This is a genomic window from Nonomuraea sp. NPDC050540, from assembly GCF_044457485.1.
Taxonomy (GTDB): domain Bacteria; phylum Actinomycetota; class Actinomycetes; order Streptosporangiales; family Streptosporangiaceae; genus Nonomuraea.
On record NZ_JBITHA010000017.1, the window covers coordinates 178,324 to 201,084 of the forward strand.

Genomic DNA, 22,761 nt, shown 5'->3' on the forward strand with positions numbered 1-22,761 from the left:
CCGGTCAGACGGGGTTCCGGAGGGCGTCAGCCCTGGTCGAGCGGCAGCGCGATGTCCACGACCTGGCGGCGGGACGGGAACGTTCCCACCTGCACGGCCGCACCGGTCAGGGGGTCGACGGCGTAGAAGCGGGAGGAACCGCTCACGGTCAGCGCCGCGTAGGCGGTGTTGGCCGAGGCGGCGCCCTTGCGCAGCGTGGTGTAGATGTCGAAGCCGGCCGCGGGGCCCGCGTCCACGCCGAGCTTGCCGGTCGGGGCGAGGTTGCCGGCGTTGGCCGGCGACTGCACCGCGATCTGGTCGGCGGTGGTGTCCACGTCGAACAGCGTCGTGGCCGTCGTCGCGTCCAGGTCGTTGTTGGTGTAGGCGGCGCCGCTCACGCCGAGGGCGGTGAGGCCGGTCGTGGCGGGCGGCACGGGCGGGTTGGTGAGCTTGCCGTCGGTCGCGGTCGTGCCGGTGGCCGGGGCGCCCATGGGGTCGTCGATGTTGTGGCGCAGGTTCTGGCCGGTGTCGCTGATCACGCGCAGCCGGTTGGCGGCGGGGTTGAAGTCGACGCCGAAGTTCTTGCCGTCCAGCGCGACGCTGAGCTGGGAGACCTTGGTCGCCTTGGCCGCCCCGGACAGCGTGTAGACGCCGCCCTGGTCGCCGACGGCATAGAGCTTGCCGTCCTGCACGCGGTAGTCGATGCCGACCACCTTCGCGTCGCCGTTCAGCCCGTTGACCTTGCCGATGTCCGTGACGGAGCCGGGACGGTCGGCGCGGAAGGCGACCAGCCTGCCGTCGGCCGTCAGCCCGGCGACCCGCAGGGTCGCGCCGTCGCGCCGAGGGGAGGCGTCGGCGAGCGCGGGCGCGGCCAGGCCGGCGCCGGCGGCCGCCACGATGGCGGCGAGGGCCAGTGTCTTACGCATGGGTGCTCCTTCTCGTGGGGACTTTGCCTCCTTCTTCGTCCGGGGGCGCCCGCCGGATTGACCTACGGTCGCGTAGGGCCTGACATTCGCGGCAAACTATCCCGTCATGGGACGAATTTCTTCATACGTCGCCCTAGGGGACAGCTTCACAGAGGGACTCGAAGACCCGGCCGCCACGGGCTTCCGCGGCTGGGCGGACCGGCTCGCCGAGCACATCGAGGCCGACCGGCCCGGCCTGCGCTACGCCAACCTCGCGGTGCGCGGCCGGATCATCGACGAGATCGTGAACGAGCAGGTGCCGCGGGCGGTCGCCATGGGCGCCGACCTGGTCTCGCTCTGCGCGGGCGGCAACGACATCCTGCGGCCCGGCAGCGGGCCCGCGATCGTCGCCAGGCGGCTGGAACAAGGGGTGCGCACGCTCACCGAGGCCGGAGCCAAGGTGATGCTCTTCACCGGCTTCGACCTGCGGCACGTGCCCGTCATGCGGCTGGCGCACAGCAAGATCGAGGTCTACAACCTGCACATCCACGACATCGCCCGGCGCTACGACGCCCACCTGGTCGACCTGTGGCCCATGGCCGTGCTGCGCGACCCGCGCGCCTGGGACTCCGACCGTCTCCACCTCAACGGCGACGGCCACCGCCGCGTGGCGCTGGCCGCCGCCGAGGTGCTCGGGGTACCGGTCGAGCAAGACTGGCGCGAGCCGTACCCGCCGCGGCGCCCGCCCGTCTGGACGGACGCCCGGCGGGAGGACCTGCGCTGGGCCAGGCAGTTCCTCGCGCCGTGGATCAACCGCCGCCTGCACGGCCGCTCCTCCGGCGACGGCGTCAGCCCCAAGCGGCCGGGGCTGACGCCGGTACGGCCCGGCTAGTTCTTGTCGGGACGCTCGGAGACGCGGACGGCGTTGACGATCGGCTGGCCGTCACGCCGGGCGAAGCGCACGTTCAGCTGGCCGTCGGTGACCTTCACGGTGTACGAGCGGTTCGCCGCCGTGTAGGTGCCCACCTCCAGGGCCAGGTCGAGCGCGGGTACGGCGAGCTGGCCCTCGACGATCACGTCGAAGACCCGGGAGCCGGGACGCTTCGAGGTGATCTCGGCGAAGCCCAGTTCGACGGTGTAGGTGCCGTTCGGCACGTTGTCGAAGCGGTACTCCAGCAGGTTCTCGCGGGCGGTGCGGAACAAGGTCTGCTCCGTGGTGCCCGCGATGGTCTTGCGGGTGTCGGCCGTGCGGTTCTGGTTGGCCACCCAGCCATGGCCGCCCTGGGTGTACTTGCGGTCGGCGGTCCACACGTCGCCCTGGGCGTCGACGACCTGCCTGGAGGCGCCGGCGTCGAGCGCCACCTGGTGCTTGGGCACCACGACGTTCACCGTGATCTCCAGGACCGGCTGGCGGCCGCTGTTGGACTTCACCGTGAGCTTGCCCGCCTGAACCGTGCCCGGCTGCACGCCCTGGCTGCTGACCGTGACCTTCACCGCGGCCTTCTCGCCCTTGGCGAGGCGGCCGGCGGTCGGCGCGGCGGTGAGCCAGGCGGCGTCGCTGGTGACGGTGTAGTCGGCGGGCGCGCCGAGGTTGGTCAGCTCGAACGAGCGGCTGCGGCTGACGCCCGTGGGCATGACCACGGCCAGCTCGCCGACCGAGGCGCTGACCGCGCCGGTGATCAGCGCCGTGTCCACCCGGGTGAACGCCAGGGGAGCGACCGTGACGTCCTGGGAGAACGTGCCGTAGTGCTCCCTGGAGACCTCCACCTTGTGGTCGCCGGCCGGCACCTGGCCGTAGAACGTGCCGTCCGCGCCCGTGGTGAACGTGGCCGCCTGGCCCACCTTCACCGTCGCGCCGGCGATCGCCTTGCCGTCGTTGGCGTCGGTGACCGTGCCCGTGACCAGCCCGTGGCGGGTGGCCGCGACCGTCACGCTTTGGCCGGTCGAGACGGCGGCGGTGTTGAACGAGTACAGCAGCGCGTCGGTGCCGGTCCCGTTCTCCACGCCGATCGTGGCGCTGTTGCCCTGCTCGCGGGCGCCCTCGACGTCCTTGTAGCGGTAGGACACCGTGCCGTTCTCGCCCAGGAGCATCGACACCGAGATCCGCATCGTGGCGTCGGAGTAGAACTTCACGTTGCGCCACTCCACCACGTAGACGCGGTTGGGCGCGGTGCCCTGCGTCGCGGTGTAGATGCCCGACTCCGCGTCGGCCACGAGGTCGTCGAAGTAGGCGTAGACCGCGTTGTTCGGCGTGCCCGTGGTCGGCAGCGTGCCGTTCGCGCCGGTGGTGACCTTCTCGTTGGCGAAGGAGGCGTAGCCGTTCGTGGTGATCCACGCCTTCGCCTGCGCGGCGCCGTAGAACGGGAAGGTGAACGGCAGCGTCACCTGCTGCGCCTCGTCGTCGCCGGTCAGCGCCAGCTTCTCGGTCCCTCCCACGTACGGCAGGGCCTTGCTCTCACAGGTGTAGCCGAACCCGTCGCCCCGCAGCGGCAGGTCGACGTCCTTGACCACGTCCCCCGCCACCGTCACCTGGACGGTCGTCGAGGCCGTCGCGCAGCGCGAGCGCGGCGTGATGGTCACGTCGTAGGTGCCGTGCGGGATGGTGAACGTGTAGCGGCCGTCGGCGCCGGTGACCGCCTGGACCGGCGTACCGGCGACGGCGAGGGTCGCGCCGGACTCGGGCGCGCCCGCGATCGAGACGAGGCCGGAGACCGTGCCGCTGTCCTTCCGCGTCATCGTGACGTCCGCGGTGGCCGTCTGCCCGGCCGCCACGGTGGCGCTCGCGGTGCCGGAGGTGTAGCCGAACCTGGCCGCGCTCACCTGGTAGTCGCCGGGCAGCAGGCGCGGCACCGCGTAGGTGCCGTCGGCGCCGGTGAAGACCGTGCGGCTCAGCGGCCCGGTCAGGCTGACCTCGGCGCCGGCGACCGGGGCACCGCCGGCGGTGACGGTGCCGCTGAGGCCGCCGAGCCCGTCGCGGGGCGCCGACTGGACGGCGGCGAAGGAGTCGAGCCTGCCCTCGCCCCAGACGTTGTTGTCGGTGGCCGTGCCGCCGCAGCTGGTGTCGTTGACGTCGATCGCCGTGCTGTCGAGCAGCGGCCGCGTGGCGTCCACGTTGCCCTGCAGGCTCGGCGCCGCCGACCACAGCAGCGCCACCGTAGCGGCCACGTGCGGCGTGGCCATCGAGGTGCCGGTGAAGGCCGCGTATCCGCCGCCGGGCACCGAGGAGCGCACGTTCACCGCGGGGGCGGCGATGTTCGGCTTGATCTCGCCGTTCTCGCCGGCGCCCTTGCTGGAGCGGGCGTACAGGACGTTGTTGATGTCGAGGCCGCCGACGCTGTAGCTGATCACGTACTGGCCGGGGGAACTGCTGGTGGTGCAGGCCGGGCCGGCGTTGCCGTTGGCGAAGGCGGGGAAGATGCCGGCGGCGATCCACGACTCCACGATCGTCTTGTACCAGGGGTCGAAGCCCGCTCCGCCCCAGGAGTTGTTGACGATGTCGGGCGCCAGGTCGGGCCGCTCGTTCTCCCCGTTGAGGTCGGTCGGCGCGGCCATCCACTGGCCGGACCTGATCAGCGACTCGTCGGTGCAGCTGTCGGTCTCGCAGCCCTTGGCCGCGACCCAGCGCGCGGCCGGCGCCACGCCGATGCCGTTGGCGCCGACCATGGTGCCCATCACGTGGGTGCCGTGGTCGTTGTTGTCGCACGGGGCCGCGCTCGGGCACACGCCCGCCGGGTCGAACCAGTTGTAGTTGTGGTCGTAGGAGCCGTCGGGGCCCCGGCCCCGGTACTGCGCGGCGATCTCCGGGTGAGTGAAGTCGGCGCCGGTGTCGATGTGGCCGACGACGATGCCCTCGCCCTTGCTGCCGAGCTCGCTCCACACGCGGGGCGCGCCGACCCGGTCGATGTTCCACTCGACGGCGGCCCTGGCCCTGGCCTCCGCCCTGCCCTGCTCCGGCTTCGGCACCGCGAACGTGCGTACCGGGAGGATGCTCTCGACCTCCGCCAGGTCCGCGATCGCGGTGGCGAGCTTGGCGCCCGCGCCGGTGACGCGGACGGCGTTGACGATCCAGTAGGGGGCGAAGTCGGCGTTCTGCGCGGTCAGCAGTTTGCGCAGCTCCGCCTGGGAGGACGCGGCGTGCCCCTTCTTGGTCTTGAAGACCTCGGCGGCCTTCGCGTCCTTGGAGGTGGCCCGGCGGGCCGCGGATAAGTTGGCCTCGCCCTTCATCTTGACCCAGAAGGTCGCCTTGTCATCGGCCTTCAGGTCGTCCATCACGGACTTGTCGATCTTGTCGGGTTGGGGTGCGGCCAGGGCCACGGACTGGGGGAGCAGGAGGCACAGGGCTGCTGCGGCCCCCGTGAGAGCCGCCCGCCAGGCGATCTTGACAACCATGTGCAGAGCGTGATTCGACACAGTCAAGTTGGCAAGAGTCAAAGTGGTAATTCGGGTTTTCTACGAGTAATGCTGGAAGTTGCGCCAGCCGTCGCGCCACGGGATCTTCAGGCCTCTGCAGACGAAGATCACCATGCCCTGGATCTCGTTGTCCAGGTCAAGGCCGTTGTCGATCTCGCCGGCCTCGTCGCACGTCGTGAACTGCTTGTTCATGGCCCACCTGATCACGTCGACCGCGATGACCACGGTGCCGGTCTCGGGGGGCGGGCCGTACTCGAACAACTGGTTGTGCGCGCTGTAGACACGCGGCAGGCCCGCGCGGTCGGCCGCGCCCGCGTTGCCGTAGTTGCCCATCAGAAGGATCACCCGCGAGCGGTCCTCCGGTGACAGCGTGTCGAACACCGACCGGAGCTGCGTGGCGAAGCTCGGCCAGCCCAGCGACTCGCGGACCACCTGGTTGGCCTCCGGGATCACCGTCTGCGCCACCTCCTTCGCGGGCAGGATCGGCAGCGCGATGAACAGGTTGCCCGCCGCCACCACCGCCAGCGCCGCCGTGCCCGCCACCCGCCAGCGCGGGCGCGCGACCTCCAGGCCGGCGCAGCCCGCCGCGAACAGCAGCACCATCAGCCCGGTGATGTAGTCGGGACGGCCGCCGGAAAGCACCGTCAGCAGCCCGGTCACCGGATAGGCCACCGCCAGCGCCCGCACCCGCCGGTCGCGCCACAGTCGCACGAACCCGAACGCCGACACCACCGCCGCCGCCGGGCCGAGCAGCAGCACCTGCATCGGAAGGAACAAAGCGCGCATCTCCGCGCCCTTGTCGGCGCTCAGCGCCGCCGCCATCTTCAGCTGCGGCCAGCCGTTCGCGACCTGATAGACGAGATTCGGTACGGCCAGCAGCACCGCGATCAGCGCCCCCGCCCACAACCACGGGCTGAGCAGCACCCGGCGTGGCCCCACCGCGAGCAGGCCGGCGGCAAGGCCGATGACCAGCAGCGCGATCAGATGCTTGTTGTAGGTGGCCACCCCGATCACCGCGCCGGCGGCCAGCCACCAGCGGGGCTCGTCGCGCAGCAGCACCTTGAGGATGAACAGGATGGCCGCCGCCCACAGCGGCAGGTCGACGCTGAGCGTCAGCAGCGAGTGGCCGACGATCAGGACGAATCCCGCGGTCGCCACCCCCAGACTGGCCAGTATCTGCGCGAACCGGCCACCGCCGAGTTCGCGGACGATGAGTGCCACCAGCACCAGCAGCACCGCCGCGCACACGGCGGCGGGAACGCGGATGGCGGTGAGCGTGTCGCCGAACACCCCGATGGCGGCACGCGCCAGCATCGGGGTGAGCGGAGGTTGGTCGACGTAGCCCCAGGCCGGATGCTCGGCGAGCATGCGGAAGTACAGCTCGTCACGGTGATAGTCGTAGGCCCCGCTGAAAGCCACCAGGATCGCGGCCGTGCCGAGAGCGATCGCGGTGACGGGCCGCCAGGCGAAGGCGCGCTCCATACTCGCTGAAGTTAGGTGCTTGACTTGGGCTTGTCACCACGTGCGAGCCCCTAACCCGCCCTTACGCGAACCGCTGCCGTGTCAGGGGGCACGCCATGGTCGCGACCTCGGCCGGGCGTGTTAGCATCCCTGCATGCGAATCGGCTTGCAGAGCCAGTGGTGGCGCCCCCTCTAGGCGGCGCGTACTTCGCATTCCTCAACGACGGCCGCCCCGGAAGGCGGCCTTCGTTGTCTCGCCTCCGGGGCTCATTGGGTTAGCAAGGGGCAGGCAATGGAGACGAGCGGATATACGACCGCCGGTGGCGTCCATGTCGAGCGGGAGACACGTGAGGTCGCCGAAGAGGCCCTCGAAGAGATCGTGAGCGCGCTCGGAGAACGCCGCGGCGGCGCGTTCTCCTCGGGCATGGACTACCCGGGCCGCTACAGCCGGTGGGCCTTCGGCTACGTCGACCCGTGCGTCGAGCTCGTCGCCAGAGGGCGGCGCATCAGCGCGACGGCGCTCAACGAGCGCGGCAGGGTCGTCCTGCCCGTGCTGGCGACGTGCCTGCTGGCCGCGGGCAAGCCGGTGGCCCAGCCCACCGCCGACCGCGTCGAGGTGCACGTTCCCGAGAGCGACGAACTGCTGCCCGAGGAGATGCGCAGCCGCCGCCCGACCGTCTTCACCGCCATCCGCGAGGTCATCGCCGCCTTCGCCGGCGACGACGCCCACCTCGGCCTGTACGGCGCCTTCGGCTACGACCTGGCCTTCCAGTTCGAGCCGATCCGGCACGAGCTGACCCGCCCCGACGACCAGCGCGACCTGGTGCTGCACCTGCCCGACCGGCTCGTGGTGATCGACCGCCAGCGCGAGACCAGCGTCGAGCACCGCTACGAGTTCACCGTCGACGGCGTCTCCACCCGCGGCATGGAGCGCACCGGAGCCTCGGTGCCGCAGGTGGTCCCCGGCCAGATCCCGCCCGACCCCGAGAAGGGCTCCTACGCCAAGGTCGTGGCCGCGGCCAAGGAGAAGTTCAAGCGCGGCGACCTGTTCGAGGTCGTGCCCGGCCAGGTCTTCCACTCCGTCTGCACCGACCCGCCCGCCTTCTACCGCACCCTTCACCGGTCCAACCCCGCCCCGTACGAGTTCATCATCAGCCTCGGTGAGGGCGAGCACCTCGTCGGCGCCTCACCCGAGATGTACGTGCGCGTCAGCGGCGACCGCGTGGAGACCTGCCCCATCTCCGGCACCATCGCCCGCGGCTCCAACCCCGTCGAGGACGCCGAGGCCATCCGCACCCTGCTCTCCTCCGTCAAGGAGGAGAGCGAGCTGACCATGTGCACCGACGTCGACCGCAACGACAAGTCGCGCATCTGCGTCCCCGGCACCGTCAAGGTCATCGGCCGCCGCCAGATCGAGCTCTACTCCCGCCTGATCCACACCGTCGACCACATCGAGGGCCGCCTGCGCCCCGAGTTCGACGCCCTCGACGCCTTCCTCACCCACATGTGGGCCGTCACCGTCACCGGCGCCCCCAAGACCTGGGCGATGCAGTTCATCGAGGACCACGAGGCCACCACGCGCAGATGGTACGGCGGGGCCATCGGCTTCATCGGCTTCGACGGGTCCATGAACACCGGGCTCACCCTGCGTACCGCCCAGATCAAGCACGGCGTGGCCACCGTACGCGCCGGAGCCACGCTGCTGTTCGACTCCGACCCCGAGTCGGAGGAGCGCGAGACCGAACTCAAGGCCAGCGCGCTGCTCGGCGCCCTGGACGCGGTCAACCAGCCCGCGTCCGTCCCCGTGGCCCCCGCCCCCGAACAGCCGGGGCTCGGCATGAAGGTGCTGCTCGTCGACCACGAGGACTCCTTCGTCAACACCCTCGCCGACTACTTCCGCCAGCAGGGCGCCGAGGTCACCACGCTGCGGCACGGCTTCCCCGCCGCGATGATCGACACGATCGCCCCCGACCTCGTCGTCCTGTCACCCGGGCCGGGATGGCCCGTCGACTTCGGGATGTCCGCGCTCATCGACGAGCTGTACTCCAGGAACCTGCCGGTCTTCGGCGTGTGCCTGGGGCTGCAGGCCATGGTCGAGCACGCCGGCGGGACGCTCGAACTGCTGAGTTACCCGGAGCACGGCAAGCGCGGGCAGGTCTCGCGCCTGGGGGAGAGCGCGTTGCTGGAGGGCCTGCCCGAGACGTTCACGGCCGCCCGCTACCACTCGCTGCACGCCAAGCGCCCCGGGGTGGTCTCCTTCACCCCGACCGCCCTGACCCCCGACGGCAACGTCATGGCCATCGAGGACCCGGCGAACCGGCGCTACGGCGTCCAGTTCCACCCGGAGTCCATCCTCACGGCCGAGGGGGACGCCGGCGCCAAAATCATCGCCAACGTCCTCCGCCTGACCCGCCGCTAACCGAACGGCAGGGTGGGCAGGCCCTCTCCGGGACCCTGCCCACCCACCTTCCACGCGCGTGCCTCCACCCCCCTGCGCCCGCTCCCCACGGGCTCCCCACCTTCCACGCGCGCTGCCACGCCAGCGCTTGTTCCCCACGCGCCTCACACCCCGGTTTCTCCGGCACGCCCTCTCCCGCCTCGACCGTTCCCGCGGAAGCGGAGGCCCTGCCTGGGCCCGGCCCACGGGCTGACCCAGGCTTTCCGGCCGCTCCAGGTCCCCGGGCTCCGCCCTCGGTGAACACGGGACCGGCGTTACGGGGCGCATCGGGGCATCCCCGGGCGGTGGCGCCGGGACAAGTGCGCAATCGCGGCGTGTGGCCCGGCGCGAACGCCTAGGCTCGCCCGCATGCTCCCCGTAGACCTTCCCGACGCGGTGCGCGAGGCGCTGCTGGCGCCCCTGGTCGACCACCACTGCCACGGGGTGAGGCGCGACGAGCTCAGCAGGGCACAGTTCGAGCTGCTCATCACCGAAGGCAGCACCCCCGCGCCCCCCGGCACCACCCACTTCGACACCCCCGTCGGCGCCGCGATCCGCCGGTGGTGCGCGCCGGTGCTCGACCTGGAACCCCACGCTCCACCCGCCGTCTACCTGGCCAGACGCGCCGAGCTGGGCGCGGGCGAGGTCAACAGGAGGCTGCTGGAGGCGGCCGGCATCGTGGCGTTCCTGGTGGACACGGGCCTGGAGGCCCCCGAACTGCTGTCGGCCGCCGAGATGGGACGCCACGGCGGCGCCGCGGCAGACGAGATCGTCCGCCTGGAGCAGATCGAGCACGACGTGGCCGAAACCGCCCAGATCGCCGTCGACTACATGGACAGCCTCGCCGAGGAACTGGCCGCCCGCGCCGCCCGGGCCGTGGGCCTGAAGTCGATCGTCGCCTACCGGTGCGGCCTCGACTTCGACCCCGCCCGCCCGAGCAGGGGCTCGGTCATCGCCGCCGCCAACCGCCGGCTGTCCGACCCGAAGCAGCGCCTGACCGACCCGATCCTGCTGCGCCACCTGCTCTGGACCGCCGTGGACGTGGCCCGCGAGCGCGGCCTCCCCCTGCAGTTCCACACGGGGTACGGCGACACCGACCTCGACCTGGACCGGGCCGACCCGGCCCTGATGACCGGCTTCATCCGCTCCCTGCAGCCGATCGGCATCCCGGTCATCCTGCTCCACTGCTACCCCTACCACCGCCAGGCCGCCTACCTGGCCGCCGTCTTCCCGCACGTCTACGTCGACGTGGGCCTGGCCCTCACCTACACCGCCGCCGGCTCGGCCAGGGTGATGGCCGAACTGCTGGAGCTGGTGCCGTTCCACAAGCAGATGTTCTCCTCCGACTGCTACGGCGTGGCCGAGACCTGCCACCTGGGCGCCCTCTACTTCCGCCACGGCCTGGCCCGCACCCTGCGCGCCCGCCTGGACGACGGCGAGTGGAACCCCACCGACTGCGCCCGCATCGCCCACATGATCGGCTCCGGCAACGCCCGCCGCGTCTACCGCCTCTGACCCCCGAGGACCCACGGGCAGCCCCGCAGAACACCACCGGATCGTCGCGTGGTTGCCGGGCTGGATCCAGGGGCAGCGCTGCGGGTGCTGCCGGGGACCCTCCGCGCGGGCACGGCTTGGATGCGCGGACAGGCTCGGCGAGCTGCCGAGGCCGAGATGAACCGATGCGGTGAACCGGCCGCGCGTGAGCCCCGGGTGGCCGGCATGATGACCCGCCGGCGGAGTCCTTCGAGCAGGTGGCGCGCCGCCCGCTGGGCGTCTGGGCGGCGGGGCCGTGGCGCTGGGCAGGGGCGCGGGGGTCAGGTGGGGTCGAGGCAGGCGCCCAGGTTGGTGCCGACGGTTTGCATGGCTTCTGCCAGCGCGTTGACCTGGTCTCGGGTCAGGTGGTCGAACAGGACCTCGCGCAGCGCCTTCGCGTGGGCCGGGGCGATCTCGGCGATCAGGGCGCGGCCGGTGTCGGTGAGTTCGGCGACCGTGGCCCGGCCGTCGCTCTCGTCGGGGCGCAGCCGCACGTACCCCCGCTCCACCAGCTTGCTGATCCGGTGGCTCAACCGGCTGATGGACACGTTGGAGGTCGCGGCCAGGTCCGACAGCCGCTTCGGGGCCGATTCCAGCGCGCACAGGAAGCCGTACTCGATGTGCACCAGCCCATGCGCGCGGAACGTACGCTCCACCTGCGGAATGCCGACCAGGAACACGGCCATGAGCCCGTGCCAGGCGCGCCGCTCGTCGGCGTCGAGGCCCTCGATCAAAGAACTCCCAGCGTCAGAACCGTCCGATGGCGATGACGACCGCCACCGCCAGCAGTACCAGGTTAACGGCGAAGTTCTCCTTGCGCCTCACGTGTACGCCCGCCGCGACGACCATCGTGGCCGCCAGCCCGACGGCGGCCAGCGGCGTGAGGATGGGCGCGATGCCGGTGGCCCAGGGGAGGACGAGGCCGAGCGCGCCGAGGAACTCGACGAGGCCGACGAGCCGGAGCTGTCCCTGGGTGAAGTCGTCCACGTACGGCATGCGCTCCCTGACCCGCTCCTTCGCCACGACCATCTTGCTGACGCCTGAGGCGGCGAAGGCGAGGGCGAGCAGGATCTGGAGGATCCAGAGGACCACGTCCATTGGTTGTCCCTTCAAGTTATTGCGGTGAGCCAGACTGTAGTCCTGAAAACTTGAAGGGACAACCTTTAGGGCGAAGTTGCGGCCACGCCCGAGTCCGTGTCGTGACCGTCCCGATGGCAGGGTGGCAGCCCCGCGGCCCGCGACGGCCTCGGGGCCGTAACTCCCTCGCACACATCTACGCAAGGCCTGAGAAAAGCGAAATTTCCTGACTGATGATATTGAAACGTGACCCACTAGCCAGTCAGGGCAAGGCGATGATCAAGACGCCAGAACCCCTTACGCAACACCTGGAGGTGTCGTGTCCTGGCGTCCCATCACATCATCGGCTCTTGCCCTCTCGCTCGCGTTAGCCGTCCCCCTGACGGTCCAGGGCCCGGCCCACGCCGCCGACCCGCCGGCCGTCGAGCCCCGCGCCGGCACCGACGCCCCCGCCGAGGTGAGCGGCCTGGCCGAAGCGGCCGCCGAAGGCGACCTCGCGACCGCGGCCAGGAACCACCTGAAGAACTCCCGCTACCACCTCGACCCCGCCGACCTCACCCCGATCCAGACCGTCACCGACGGCCAGGACACGACGGTCAGGTTCGCCCAGAAGCACCGCGGCCTGCCGGTCCTCGGCGGCCAGTACCTCGTGCACTTCCGCGGCAGCGGCGCCGCCCGGCAGGTCACCGGCGCCGGCGGGCGCTTCCTCACCGAGCTGAGCGTGGACACCACGCCCAAGCTGACCGCCGAGTCGGCCGCCCGGATCGCGCTGACGCGCTTCGTCACCGACCCGCTCGCCCGCCGCGCGGTGAAGACGGGCCAGGGCAGCCTGGTCGTCGTCCCGCGCGGCACCATGGGCCGCCTGGCCTGGAAACTGCCGATGACCGGCCTCGACCGGGCCAAGAAGAAGCTCCTCGCCTTCGACGCCTACATCGACGCCCACTCCGGCCAGCCGCTCCAGGCCATCAGCCGGATCCAGATGGAGGGCCCCGCCACCGGTTCCGGAACCGCCTCGGACGGCCGGGCCGTACCCCTGAACCTCTACCAGCGCGCCGACGGCGTCTACGAGACCCGCGACCGCGCTCGCCCGATGTGGAACGGCACGAGCGGCGAGATCCTCACCTACGACGCGAACAAGGGCGACCTGTTCGACTACCTCGTGCCCGGCATCCCGCCCGGCGCCAAGCTGGCCGAGTCGCCCACGCCCGTCTTCGGGCCCGGCCACACCGAGAGCGGCGCGGCCGACGCCCACTGGGGCACCGGCAAGGTCTACGAGTACTACCGCGGGCTCGGCCGGGAAGGGCTCGACGGCAAGGGCGGCTCGATGCTGTCCGTCGTCAACGTCACCTTCTTCGGCGAACCGTTCGAGAACGCCCTGTGGGACGGCACCAAGATGGTGTACGGCGGAGGCGGCCCCACCTACCACTCCCTCGCCGCCGGCCTCGACGTCGTCGGCCACGAGATGACCCACGGCGTCATCACCAACAGCGCCGACCTCGCCTACTTCGGCCAGTCGGGCGCCATGAACGAGGGCCTGGCCGACTACTTCGGCAACGCCATCGAGGTCGACGCGCTCGGCGTCCCGATGAGCCACCCCGACGCCAGCCTGCTCGGCGACCGGCTGTGCAAGACGCTGCCGCCCAAGGAGTGCGCCATCCGCGACCTCGACGACGGCCGCTCGGCCGCCAAGGACTGGATCGGCGTCGGCGTCAGCCTCGACGGTGGCGGCGTCCACCTGAACTCCACGATCTTCTCCGGCGCGCTCTGGGACATCCGCGAGAAGCTCGGAGCGAAGGCCGACAAGGTCGTCTACAAGGCGCTGACGGAGTACATGACGCCCATCGACGACTTCGCCGACGGCCGCCGCGCCGTCGAGTCCGCCGCCCGCGCGCTCGGGGTGTCGCTGCACGACCGGGTGACGATCGCCCTGGCCTTCGAGCGCCACGGCATCCGGCGCGGCTGGGAGCGCGACATCCGCACCGACAGCCGCGTGCTGGTCGACAACATCAGCGACGGCGGCGCCCGCCCCGGCGTGGCCGGCGACCGGTACGTGGTCGGCAACTCCTCGCCCGACGCCTCCGAGCCGACCTCGATCCTCACCGGCCGCTTCCGTGGCGGCAAGCCGGTGAAGCTTTCGCAGAACACCTCCTGGAACTTCGCCCCGGTCATCGACGGCCGGCGGGCGGTGTGGGCGGGATTCAACGCCGGCACCGGCACGTACCGGATCCTCACCCGGCCGCTGGACGGCAGCGCGCCCGAGCAGGTGGTCGCCGAGGTGTCCACCCCCCTCGGGGTGGTGGCGGCCTCCGGCGGGGCCATCGCCTGGGAGTCGCTGGACACGGCCACGTTCGAGACGGAGATGTGGCTGAAGAAGGGCACGGCGCCGCCGGTCAACCTCACCGCGACCGCCGACGTGCTCGGCGTCCAGCCCAAGCTGAAGGGCGGCAAGCTGTCCTACCTGCGGGTCTGGCGCGTGGGCGAGCAGACGCACACCGCGCCCGTCGTGCACGACGTGGCCACCGGCACCGAGACGCTGCTGCCCGAGGTGCCCTCCACCGGCCAGGAGCCGTCGTCCTCGGCCCTGCCCGTGCTCACCTCCAAGCACGTCGTGTGGTACGCCGACACCGACGCCGACGACGTCTACGGCCTGGTGCGGGCCAACCACGACGGCACCGGCCTGACCTGGCTCGTGCCCGACGGGCCGAAGGCGCTGCTGCCCAGCACCGTCGACGCCAACGACGCCATCGTCACCGTCGGCGTCAACCCGCACGGCGACGGCACGCTCACCAACGCGAACCTGCCCAAGTTGTTCCAGCTGCCCCTCGCGGGCGGGCCGATGACCCGTTTCTCCTGCAACAGGGGCGACCAGTTCGCCAACGCCTCCGGTGACGGCACGCTCACCGCCTGGATCGACGGCTCCGCCGGAGACACCGATCTGGTCTACCGCGAGCGGCCCATCGGCCGCTGCTGACACCCTTCCGGCCGCCCGCCGTACCCCATCGCTCAGAGGTACGGCGGGCGAGTCGCGAACCGACCCCCGGACCTGGTTTGCTAGGGCCGTCACATCGCCAAGCCGGGGGGCTGCCATGCACGCCGTCGAACCAGAGGTCTTTATCGTCGCCCGTCCCGAACTCGACTACGACGAGCTGGCCCGCTACCTCGGCGAGGTGGGCGGCACGGCGTGGCTGGAACGGCTGGACCGCGGCGACCTCGACGCCCAGAACCTCGCCGAGTTCGCCGGGCGGCTGTGCTACCGCTCCTTCGAGCCCGGCCTCAACCCCAACGTGGTGCGCATCCGCAAGGACCAGACCGAGTACCTGCGGAACATCCTGGCCAGCGCCCACGGCTCGGTCCTCGAGCACGTCAGCTTCAGCTTCGTGCTCCACAACGTCAGCCGCGTGCTCACGCACGAACTCGTCCGCCACCGGCCCGGCGTGGCCATCTCGCAGGAGTCGCTGCGCTTCGTCCGGCTGACCGAGCTGCCCTTCTGGTTCCCCGACTGGGCCCGCGAGGACCCCGAGCTGATGAAGCGGGCCGGCGCGGTGCTGGAGCAGTTGGAGGAGTTCCAGGGGTGGATGGCCGGGCACTTCGGCCTCGACGAGGAGGGCGTGCCGTTCTCGGAGAAGAAGCACCGCACCTCCTTCATGCGGCGCTTCGCCCCCGAGGGCGTGGCCACCGGCCTGGTGTGGACGGCCAACGTGCGCACGCTGCGCCACACCATCGAGGCGCGCACCGCGGTCGGCGCGGAGGAGGAGATCCGCCTGCTCTTCCAGCGCATCGGCGAGCTGATGAAGAAGGAGGCGCCGGCGCTGTTCGGCGACTACGTGGTCGAGGACGGCGCCTGGGTCCCCGGCTGGCGCAAGGTCTGACCCCTGCACCTCCGGCGGAGTAAGGGTTTACGTCAGCAGGCGGCGCACCAACAATGGGCGTGTGCGCCGACTGCTGATCATCCTCGGAGTTCTGGTGCTGGTCGCCGCCGCTGCCTACGGTGGCCTGTGGGCCAGCACCGGCCGTTCGCAACTGGCCAGGGCTTTCTTCTGGGGTGACTCGGACGTCGGCGACTGGCAGCGTTTCCCGTTCCGCAAGGTGTCCACGGGCACCCCGGCGCCGCTGCCCAAGCAGCCGCAGGCGATCCCCGGCCTCGACGAGCAGGCGCTCGCGGCGGGCCAGACCACCGCGTTCGTCGTGGTGCGCGACGGCAAGCTGCTGTACGAGGGCTACTTCAACGGCACCCGCCGCGACTCCACGCTGACCTCGATGTCGGTGGCCAAGTCGGTGCTGTCGCTGCTGGTGGGCGTGGCCGTGGGCGAGGGGAAGATCCGGTCGGCGGACGACCCGATCACCGCGTACGTGCCGGAGCTGCGCGAGCGCGACCCGCGCTTCGAGAAGATCACGCTGCGGCACCTGATGGGCATGCGCTCCGGGCTGCGCTACGACGACGAGGGCACGCCGTTCAGCGACGACACCAGCACCTACTACAGCCCCGACCTGCGCGGCCTGGCCATCGACGACTCCGGCGTGGAGAGCGATCCCGGCCAGGGCTTCCGCTACAACAACTTCAACCCGCTGCTGGTCGGGCTGGCGCTGGAGCGGACGACGAAGGTGCCGGTCGCCACCTACCTGGAGCAGAAGCTCTGGCGCCCGCTCGGGATGGAGGCCGACGGCTCGTGGAGCCTGGACTCCTCCGACGGCTTCGAGAAGATGGAGAGCGGCGTCAACGGCCGCGCCGTCGATTTCGCCAAGCTCGGCATGCTCGTGGCCGAGCAGGGCCGGTGGAACGGGCAGCAGCTGGTGCCCGCCGAATGGATCAACGAGCCCAACACGCCGGTGGTCGCCCCGAACGGCTGGGCCGACGGCTACCAGCTCTTCTGGTGGGCCCGCGGCGAGGCCAGGGTCGCCTCCGGCCGCTACGGGCAGGTCATCTACGTGGTGCCGGACAAGAAGCTGGTGATGGTGCGCTTCGGCGTGGACACCGGCGGGCGCGCCTGGCCGACGTTCATGGAGTCGCTGGCCGAGAAGCTCTGATGACCGGCGCCCGCGCGAGCGCGGGCGCCGGTCATCAGAGGGCGGGCAGGACGTAGACCTCGGCGCCCGGCGGGAGTTCGCAGTCGAGGCGGCCGACGCCGTGGCCGTTCTCACCGCACACGATCATGTTGATGTGGCGGCGGATGCTGCCGTACTCGTCGCGCAGCCGTTCCTCCAGCGACGGGTGGACGCGGCGCAGGGTGTCGAGCGCCGAGCCGAGCGTCGGCGGGGTCTCGGGGTCGGCGCCCACGGCGAAGACCTTCACCTCGCTCTGCCCGCTGACCCACCGCTGGAAGGCGCTGGGGAGCACGAACACCACCATGGTGACGGGCCTGGCCATCGCCTAGAGCACCGCCGCCCGGACGGTCTGGACATCCGGCAGGTGTCCGGCGATCTGCGCCCAGCTCTCGCCGCCGTCGCGCGAGCCGTACACGCAGCCGTCGCGGGTGCCGAAGAAGACGCCCGCCTCCGACGCGGTCATCGCGTCGCGCAGGACGGTGGCGTAGACCGGCGGTTCGGGCAGGCCCTCGGCGAGGGGGCGCCAGGTGTCACCGGCGTCGTCGCTGCGGTAGACGCGGTAGCGGTGCTCGACCGGGGTGCGGTCCATGTCCGCCTGCAGCGGCAGCACGAAGACGGTGTCGGGCCGCGCCGGGTCCACCACGATCGGGAAGCCGAAGTCGGAGGGCAGCGGCGAGCCGATGTCCTTCCAGGACGAGCCGAAGTCGTCGCTGCGGTAGACGCCGAAGTGGTGCTGCAGGAACAGGCGTTCCGGGCGCGCGGGGTGGAAGGTCACCTTGTGCACGCACTGCCCGAACTCCGGGTACTGCTGGCCCTCCGGCATGAACGGCGCGCGGATGCCCTGGTTGGCCGCCTCCCACGAGGCGCCGCCGTCGGTGGAGCGGTAGAAGCCGCCGGTGGAGACGGCGACGCCGAGGACCTTCGGGTCGGTCGGGTGGTTCAGGATCGTGTGCAGGCACAGCCCGCCGCCGCCGGGCTGCCACTGCTCGCGATGCGGGTGCCGCCACAGGCCCTCGACGAGTTCGTAGGTGACGCCGCCGTCCTCCGAGCGGAACAGCGCGCCCGGCTCCACCCCGGCCCAGACCACGTCGGGCTCGGAGGGGGAGGGCAGCAGCTGCCAGACCCGCTCCAGCGTGGCGCCGCTGTCCTCGGGAAAGGCGATCGGCGCGCGGTCGGCCTCCTGCCAGGTCTCGCCGAGGTCGTCGGAGTACATGACCGACGGGCCGAAGTGGCCGTACTCGATGCCGGCGAGCAGGCGGGGCGTGGCGTGGCGGGTGTCGATCGCCACGGCGGGCACGGCGACCGTCGAGAAGTGGATCGGGCCGACCTCGAACGGGCCGCCGTCGCCGGATCGCGCGAGGAACAGGCCCTTGCGGGTGCCGATCGCGAGTATGGCCTCACTCATGTCGGAGCTCCCATCGTTCGCATGTTCGCTTCTCGGCCATCGTGTCACGGCATGGCAGGTACCGCCGGTGACTGTGGGATTTGTACCGAAGGTCGTTCGATTACCCGCCAGGTAATCGTGATACTTCCCCATGCTCGGTAGATTCCGGGCTATGGAAGCGCTTGCTATGACTGAAGAGTCCTTTGGCGACCTGCTGAGATCCTGGCGCCAGCGGCGCCGCGTCAGCCAGCTCGACCTCGCCATCGAGGCCGAGGTGTCGGCCCGGCACGTCAGCTTCCTGGAGACCGGCAGGGCCCGGCCGAGCCGCGAGATGGTGATGAAGCTCGCCGAGGAGCTGGAGGTGCCGCTGCGGCACCGCAACCGGCTGCTGGTCGCGGCCGGGTTCGCGCCCGTCTTCCGCGAGCGCGACGTCACCGCCCCCGAGATGGACGCGGTACGGCAGGCCCTGGACAAGATCCTGGCCGGGCACCAGCCGTACCCGGCGGTCGTCGTCGACGCGACGTGGAACCTCGTGGCCGCCAACGAGGCCGCCGGGATGTTCATGGACGGCGTCCCCGACCACCTGCTCAAGGACCCGATCAACATCATGCGGCTGTCGCTGCACCCGGAGGCGATGGGCGGGCGCCTGCTCAACCTGCCCGAGGTACGCGCCCACCTGCTGCACCGGCTGCGCCGCCAGGCGGAGACCAGCGGCGACGGCCGCCTGGCGGAACTGCACGACGAACTGGCCGCCTACACCTACCCCGGCGTCGAGCTGAACGTCGCCGTCGTGCCCAGCCCGGCCGACATCCTGCTGCCGCTGAGGGTGCGGCACGGGGAGCGCGTGCTGTCGATGTTCACCACGATCGCGACGTTCGGCACGCCCGTGGAGGTGACGGTGTCGGAGCTGGCCATCGAGACGTTCTGGCCCAACGACGAGGAGACGGCGGCGTTCTTCCGTTAGGCGCTCACCGCTCCGACTGCACGATGTCGCGGTGGATGCGCGACAGCGGCACGCCGTCGGTCTGCAGGCGGCGCACGGTCTCGTTGACCATCGAGGGCGGGCCGCAGACGTAGACGTCGTGCTCGGACCACGTGTGGAAACGCTGCGTCACCTCCGGCAGGTGGCCGCGCATGCCGTCCCACGACGGCTGGCCGGACACCACGGGCAGCACGCGCAGCCACGGGAACGACGACTCCATCCTGATCAGATCAGGCAGGTCGTAGAGCTCTTCCGCGGTACGCGCGCCGTACAGCAGATGGATGTTGGGACGCCGGCCCGAGGCGATGACGTGCTCGATGATCGCCTTGATCGGCGCCAGCCCGGTGCCGCCCGCCACGCACAGGATGTCGCGCGCGCTGTGCTCCTCGGCCGCCATCGTGCCCATGGGCGGGCCGAGCATGACGGTGTCGCCGATGCGCGTGTGCCGGATCAGCGTGGTCGACACCCAGCCGCCGGGCACCGCGCGTACGTGCAGGCGCAGGGTGTTGTCGGCGCGCGGGGCGTTGGCGATGGAGAAGGTCCGCCAGACGCGCGGCCATCGCGCCGTCTGGACGTTCACGTACTGTCCCGCCGTGTACGGCAGGCGTTGCGTCGGCCGGAGCGTGAGGACGGCGATGTCCGGGGCCCGGCGTTCGTGGTCGATCACCTCGGCCAGCCACCACGCGGGCGAGACCCCGGCGTCGGCGGAAGCCGATTCGATCATGAGGTTGGCGGCGGCGGTGTAGGCGGCGACCCAGGCCGCCTCGATCTCGGTGTTCCACACGTCGGCGGCGAAACGCCTGATCGTGGCCAGAAGCGCGTTGCCGACGGCGGTGTAGTGCTCGGCGATCACGCCGTATTTGCGGTGGTCGCGGCCGAGCTGGCCGAGATAGGAGGCCAGGCTGTCGGGACTGTCCAGGCTCCACACGATGCGGGTGAGGGCGGTGAAGAGCCGGTCGCGCTGGATGTCCATGGCCGGTGGGAACATCCCTCGCAGGTGCGGGCTCTCGGCGAACAACCGGCCGTAGAAGTAGGCGGCGGCTTTGTCTGCCACCGGTTCGACGACGGAGAAACTTTCCTTGACCAGGCGCGGATTCAACGTCATTTAACTGACCCCACTTTTCGGCCGGAATCTCATTCCGGTCGTGATGTTCACCTCCCTGACGGCTCCGGGTGACGAGCGCTCGACGGGCCCCGGCTCGGCCGATCGCTCGCTTTGGAGTCTTACATCACTGCGTTGGAGCCACAACCGTTTCACCTCAATATGGTGCGAACCACAACTATCCGTAACTGTAACGTTATTTTCCGCATTCATCTGGTTATGGCGGCGGACTTTAAAAGTGAAAGTTAATCGGATTCGCATTCCCCCCTTTCTCTCGCTCAAGCCGCCCCCATTCCGCCCCCACCGGCCTGACCACCGCACCCCACCCCGGCCCGCTCCCGCCCCGACCGCCACCCATGGGCCATGCGCCCACCGTGGCGTGGCGGGCGGCCGGGTCGGTGGCGGATGCCGGAGCGGCCATCCGCGAGGCCTGGCACCGGCCGGCCCGCTGAGAGCACATAGGGGACGGGAAAGGGCGCTAGTCGGATCTCGGGTTGAAGACCAGGGCCAGCGACCGCAGTGCCAGGATGAACCCGATCAGCAGGAACGCACCCCCGACCACCGTCAGCAACCGGATGTTCGGTGTGATCATCGGCCCGATGTCCGCCGTGATCAGCATGATCGCGCCCAGCGTGGCACTCCCCGCCAGCACCGCGATCACGATCTGCTGCACCAGCCCGGTCAGGAACCGCCGGTCCCCGTCGTCGGCCAGCGGCCGTACGTTGAACAAGAGCCTGCCCTGCTCCAGATCCTCGACGACGTGGCTGACGCGTCGCGGCAGCCGCTGGAGGATCGGCAGGTAGCCGGCCAGCCGTTCCTCCAGATCGGCCCTGACCCTGCCGGGCTCGACGGCCTCGCGCATCAGCGCGCGGCCCTGTTCGCGGGCGGCTCCGACCATGTCGACGTCGGGGCTGATCAGCGCGAGGGTTCCGTCGAGCGCGGCGAGCGCGCGGAAGGCGGCCGCGATCTGCGGCGGTACGGCGAAGCCGTGGTCGTGGACCACCCTCAGCAGGCTGCCGAACATGCCGCTCGACCCGCCGCGCCCGGTTCCGCTCCGGTAGCGGACCATGAGCTGCCCGATCTGCCGTTCCAGGTCCCGTTCGGCCAGGCCGCGCGGCCGGTCGAGCAGTTCGATCAGGGCGTCGGTGGCGGCGATCGCGTCGTCCCTGTCCACGGCCAGCAGCAGCATGCCGAGCGCCCGCCGCGTGGAGTCGTCGAGCCGGCCGACGGAGCCGAAGTCGAGCAGGCCGAGCCCGCCGTCCTCGTCGACCAGGACGTTGCCGGGGTGCAGGTCGGCGTGGAAGACACCGGTGCGTACCTGCTGCCTGAGCACCTCGCTGAGCAGCCGGTGGGCGATCTGGCCGCGCCGTTCGGGGCCCAGGGCGGCCAGTATGGGCGCGGCGGCGCCGACGGGGGTGCCGCGCAGGCGGGTCATGACGAGCAGCGTGCCGCTGGAGTGTTCCTCGACGACCTCGGGCACCGCGATGCCGCCGTCGAGCGTGGCCGACACACTGCGCAGGTTGTCGAGTTCGACGGTGTAGTCGAGCTCCTCCTCCAGCGAGGCGGCGAACCCCTTCGCCAGCGTGAACACCCGCAGCGAGCGCCCCCACGGCGTGCCGCGCTCCAGCCTGCGGCTGAGCCTGAGGATGATCTCCATGTCGGAGGCGACCTGGGCGCGGGCGCGCGGCCGCTGCACCTTGAGCACGACCTCGCGGCCGTCGAGCAGCCGCGCCGCGTGCACCTGGGCGACGGAGGCGGCGGCCATCGGCTCGGGGTCGACGGAGGCGAACACCTCGGCCACCGGCCTGCCGAGCGCCGCCCTGATGGCCGCCTCGATCTCGGGCCACGGCTCGGGCTCCGCCCTGGTCTGCAGGGTCGCGAGCTGGTCGGCGAACTGCCCGGGGATCAGGTCGCGGCGGGTGGAGAGCATCTGCCCGAGCTTGACGAAGGTGACGCCGCCCTCGTTGAGCGCCGCCTTCAGGGAGCGGGCGAGTTTCGTGTCGCCGTGGTACGGGTCGGTTCTGCGCCTGCCGCGCAGGTAGCCGCCGAGGCCGTGCCGTACCGCGATCTTCATGATCTGTGTGTAGCGGCGGGCCCGGCGGCGGCGGGCCCGCCAGCCCTTGAGCAGGTCGAGCGGGGACGGCAGCGTGCCGGTGGGGACGACCACCTCCAGCACCACGAGGGCGGTGAGCCCGAGGACGAACACCCACGCGATCACCAGGCTGAGGACGAGGTACGCGGCCGGCATCGAGACCATGATCCGGCCGTCGGCGACGATCCCGGCGAACTCGGAGAACGACGTGACGGCCGAGCCGATGGCGCTGGTCACGAACAGGCCGACGACGATCGTGCGGGGCCAGCCGACCGGGATGCCGAGCGCGCGCCTGGCCACGACGGCGGCCAGCCAGGCGGTGACGGCCAGGGTGAGGGGAGTCAGGAGGTCCATGC

Annotated in this window: 16 protein-coding genes; 7 read left to right on the top strand and 9 right to left on the bottom strand. The window is 71.0% G+C overall.

Going from position 1 to position 22,761, the window contains the following annotated elements; all coding sequences use genetic code 11:
* Window positions 1-26 precede the first annotated feature (26 nt).
* Window positions 27-905, bottom strand: coding sequence for a DUF4394 domain-containing protein (locus ACIBI5_RS42240; protein WP_397255582.1), 879 nt, complete (start codon window positions 903-905; stop codon window positions 27-29).
* Window positions 906-1,011: 106 nt separating this feature from the next.
* On the opposite strand from ACIBI5_RS42240, the gene ACIBI5_RS42245 reads away from it, so the two are divergent.
* Entirely contained in the window at window positions 1,012-1,776 is a 765-nt protein-coding gene (locus ACIBI5_RS42245) for an SGNH/GDSL hydrolase family protein (protein ID WP_397255584.1), read from the top strand.
* On the opposite strand, the gene ACIBI5_RS42250 is transcribed toward ACIBI5_RS42245, so the two are convergent.
* Window positions 1,773-5,273: a S8 family serine peptidase gene (locus tag ACIBI5_RS42250; protein WP_397255586.1), complete on the bottom strand. Its 3,501-nt coding sequence runs from the start codon at window positions 5,271-5,273 to the stop codon at window positions 1,773-1,775. The two genes, ACIBI5_RS42245 and ACIBI5_RS42250, sit on opposite strands and share 4 nt — an antisense overlap.
* A gap of 60 nt (window positions 5,274-5,333) precedes the next feature.
* Window positions 5,334-6,776 carry a glycosyltransferase family 39 protein gene (locus ACIBI5_RS42255; protein WP_397255588.1) on the bottom strand — a complete coding sequence of 481 codons (1,443 nt, stop codon included), beginning with the start codon at window positions 6,774-6,776 and terminating at the stop codon, window positions 5,334-5,336.
* Window positions 6,777-7,047: 271 nt separating this feature from the next.
* On the opposite strand from ACIBI5_RS42255, the gene ACIBI5_RS42260 reads away from it, so the two are divergent.
* Entirely contained in the window at window positions 7,048-9,174 is a 2,127-nt protein-coding gene (locus ACIBI5_RS42260; RefSeq protein ID WP_397255590.1) for an anthranilate synthase component I, read from the top strand.
* Between the two features lie 387 nt (window positions 9,175-9,561).
* Window positions 9,562-10,707, top strand: a complete 1,146-nt coding sequence (locus ACIBI5_RS42265) for an amidohydrolase family protein (RefSeq protein WP_397255592.1) — start codon at window positions 9,562-9,564, stop codon at window positions 10,705-10,707.
* Between the two features lie 299 nt (window positions 10,708-11,006).
* Here the strand turns inward: ACIBI5_RS42265 and ACIBI5_RS42270 are convergent, their stop codons facing one another.
* Both ACIBI5_RS42270 and ACIBI5_RS42275 read right to left on the bottom strand, forming a co-directional pair.
* Window positions 11,007-11,459: a MarR family winged helix-turn-helix transcriptional regulator gene (locus ACIBI5_RS42270; RefSeq protein ID WP_397255594.1), complete on the bottom strand. Its 453-nt coding sequence runs from the start codon at window positions 11,457-11,459 to the stop codon at window positions 11,007-11,009.
* 13 nt (window positions 11,460-11,472) lie between these two features.
* Window positions 11,473-11,823 carry a DoxX family protein gene (locus ACIBI5_RS42275; RefSeq protein ID WP_397255596.1) on the bottom strand — a complete coding sequence of 117 codons (351 nt, stop codon included), beginning with the start codon at window positions 11,821-11,823 and terminating at the stop codon, window positions 11,473-11,475.
* A gap of 298 nt (window positions 11,824-12,121) precedes the next feature.
* On the opposite strand from ACIBI5_RS42275, the gene ACIBI5_RS42280 reads away from it, so the two are divergent.
* From ACIBI5_RS42280 to ACIBI5_RS42290, 3 genes are all read left to right on the top strand, one after another.
* Window positions 12,122-14,773 (top strand): M4 family metallopeptidase, encoded by a 2,652-nt coding sequence (locus tag ACIBI5_RS42280; RefSeq protein ID WP_397255598.1) that lies wholly within the window; start codon window positions 12,122-12,124, stop codon window positions 14,771-14,773.
* A 115-nt stretch (window positions 14,774-14,888) separates the two neighbouring features.
* Window positions 14,889-15,671, top strand: coding sequence for an FAD-dependent thymidylate synthase (gene thyX, locus ACIBI5_RS42285; RefSeq protein ID WP_397255600.1), 783 nt, complete (start codon window positions 14,889-14,891; stop codon window positions 15,669-15,671).
* Window positions 15,672-15,732: 61 nt separating this feature from the next.
* Window positions 15,733-16,827 (top strand): serine hydrolase domain-containing protein, encoded by a 1,095-nt coding sequence (locus tag ACIBI5_RS42290; protein ID WP_397255602.1) that lies wholly within the window; start codon window positions 15,733-15,735, stop codon window positions 16,825-16,827.
* Window positions 16,828-16,861: 34 nt separating this feature from the next.
* Here the strand turns inward: ACIBI5_RS42290 and ACIBI5_RS42295 are convergent, their stop codons facing one another.
* Both ACIBI5_RS42295 and ACIBI5_RS42300 read right to left on the bottom strand, forming a co-directional pair.
* Complete coding sequence (locus ACIBI5_RS42295; protein ID WP_184963241.1) at window positions 16,862-17,167, bottom strand: molybdopterin synthase sulfur carrier subunit; 306 nt, start codon at window positions 17,165-17,167, stop codon at window positions 16,862-16,864.
* Window positions 17,168-17,170: 3 nt separating this feature from the next.
* Complete coding sequence (locus ACIBI5_RS42300; protein ID WP_397255604.1) at window positions 17,171-18,250, bottom strand: WD40/YVTN/BNR-like repeat-containing protein; 1,080 nt, start codon at window positions 18,248-18,250, stop codon at window positions 17,171-17,173.
* A 166-nt stretch (window positions 18,251-18,416) separates the two neighbouring features.
* Here ACIBI5_RS42300 and ACIBI5_RS42305 point away from each other — a divergent pair, with 166 nt between their 5' ends.
* On the top strand, window positions 18,417-19,193 hold the full coding sequence (locus ACIBI5_RS42305; protein ID WP_397255606.1) for a helix-turn-helix domain-containing protein: 777 nt from the start codon (window positions 18,417-18,419) through the stop codon (window positions 19,191-19,193).
* Window positions 19,194-19,197: 4 nt separating this feature from the next.
* On the opposite strand, the gene ACIBI5_RS42310 is transcribed toward ACIBI5_RS42305, so the two are convergent.
* On the bottom strand, window positions 19,198-20,316 hold the full coding sequence (locus ACIBI5_RS42310) for a globin domain-containing protein (RefSeq protein ID WP_397255608.1): 1,119 nt from the start codon (window positions 20,314-20,316) through the stop codon (window positions 19,198-19,200).
* Window positions 20,317-20,791: 475 nt separating this feature from the next.
* On the bottom strand, window positions 20,792-22,759 hold the full coding sequence (locus ACIBI5_RS42315) for an ABC1 kinase family protein (protein ID WP_397255610.1): 1,968 nt from the start codon (window positions 22,757-22,759) through the stop codon (window positions 20,792-20,794).
* Window positions 22,760-22,761 lie beyond the last annotated feature (2 nt).

Excerpts from the sequence above, each read along its gene's own strand:
- ACIBI5_RS42305 (WP_397255606.1), top strand. The coding sequence starts at position 18,417 with ATGACTGAAGAGTCCTTTGGCGACCTGCTGAGATCCTGGCGCCAGCGG.
- ACIBI5_RS42255 (WP_397255588.1), bottom strand. The coding sequence starts at position 6,776 with ATGGAGCGCGCCTTCGCCTGGCGGCCCGTCACCGCGATCGCTCTCGGC.
- thyX (WP_397255600.1), top strand. The coding sequence starts at position 14,889 with ATGCACGCCGTCGAACCAGAGGTCTTTATCGTCGCCCGTCCCGAACTC.
- ACIBI5_RS42315 (WP_397255610.1), bottom strand. The coding sequence starts at position 22,759 with ATGGACCTCCTGACTCCCCTCACCCTGGCCGTCACCGCCTGGCTGGCC.
- ACIBI5_RS42250 (WP_397255586.1), bottom strand. The coding sequence starts at position 5,273 with ATGGTTGTCAAGATCGCCTGGCGGGCGGCTCTCACGGGGGCCGCAGCA.
- ACIBI5_RS42245 (WP_397255584.1), top strand. The coding sequence starts at position 1,012 with ATGGGACGAATTTCTTCATACGTCGCCCTAGGGGACAGCTTCACAGAG.
- ACIBI5_RS42240 (WP_397255582.1), bottom strand. The coding sequence starts at position 905 with ATGCGTAAGACACTGGCCCTCGCCGCCATCGTGGCGGCCGCCGGCGCC.
- ACIBI5_RS42310 (WP_397255608.1), bottom strand. The coding sequence starts at position 20,316 with ATGACGTTGAATCCGCGCCTGGTCAAGGAAAGTTTCTCCGTCGTCGAA.
- ACIBI5_RS42275 (WP_397255596.1), bottom strand. The coding sequence starts at position 11,823 with ATGGACGTGGTCCTCTGGATCCTCCAGATCCTGCTCGCCCTCGCCTTC.
- ACIBI5_RS42265 (WP_397255592.1), top strand. The coding sequence starts at position 9,562 with ATGCTCCCCGTAGACCTTCCCGACGCGGTGCGCGAGGCGCTGCTGGCG.
- ACIBI5_RS42260 (WP_397255590.1), top strand. The coding sequence starts at position 7,048 with ATGGAGACGAGCGGATATACGACCGCCGGTGGCGTCCATGTCGAGCGG.
- ACIBI5_RS42300 (WP_397255604.1), bottom strand. The coding sequence starts at position 18,250 with ATGAGTGAGGCCATACTCGCGATCGGCACCCGCAAGGGCCTGTTCCTC.
- ACIBI5_RS42295 (WP_184963241.1), bottom strand. The coding sequence starts at position 17,167 with ATGGCCAGGCCCGTCACCATGGTGGTGTTCGTGCTCCCCAGCGCCTTC.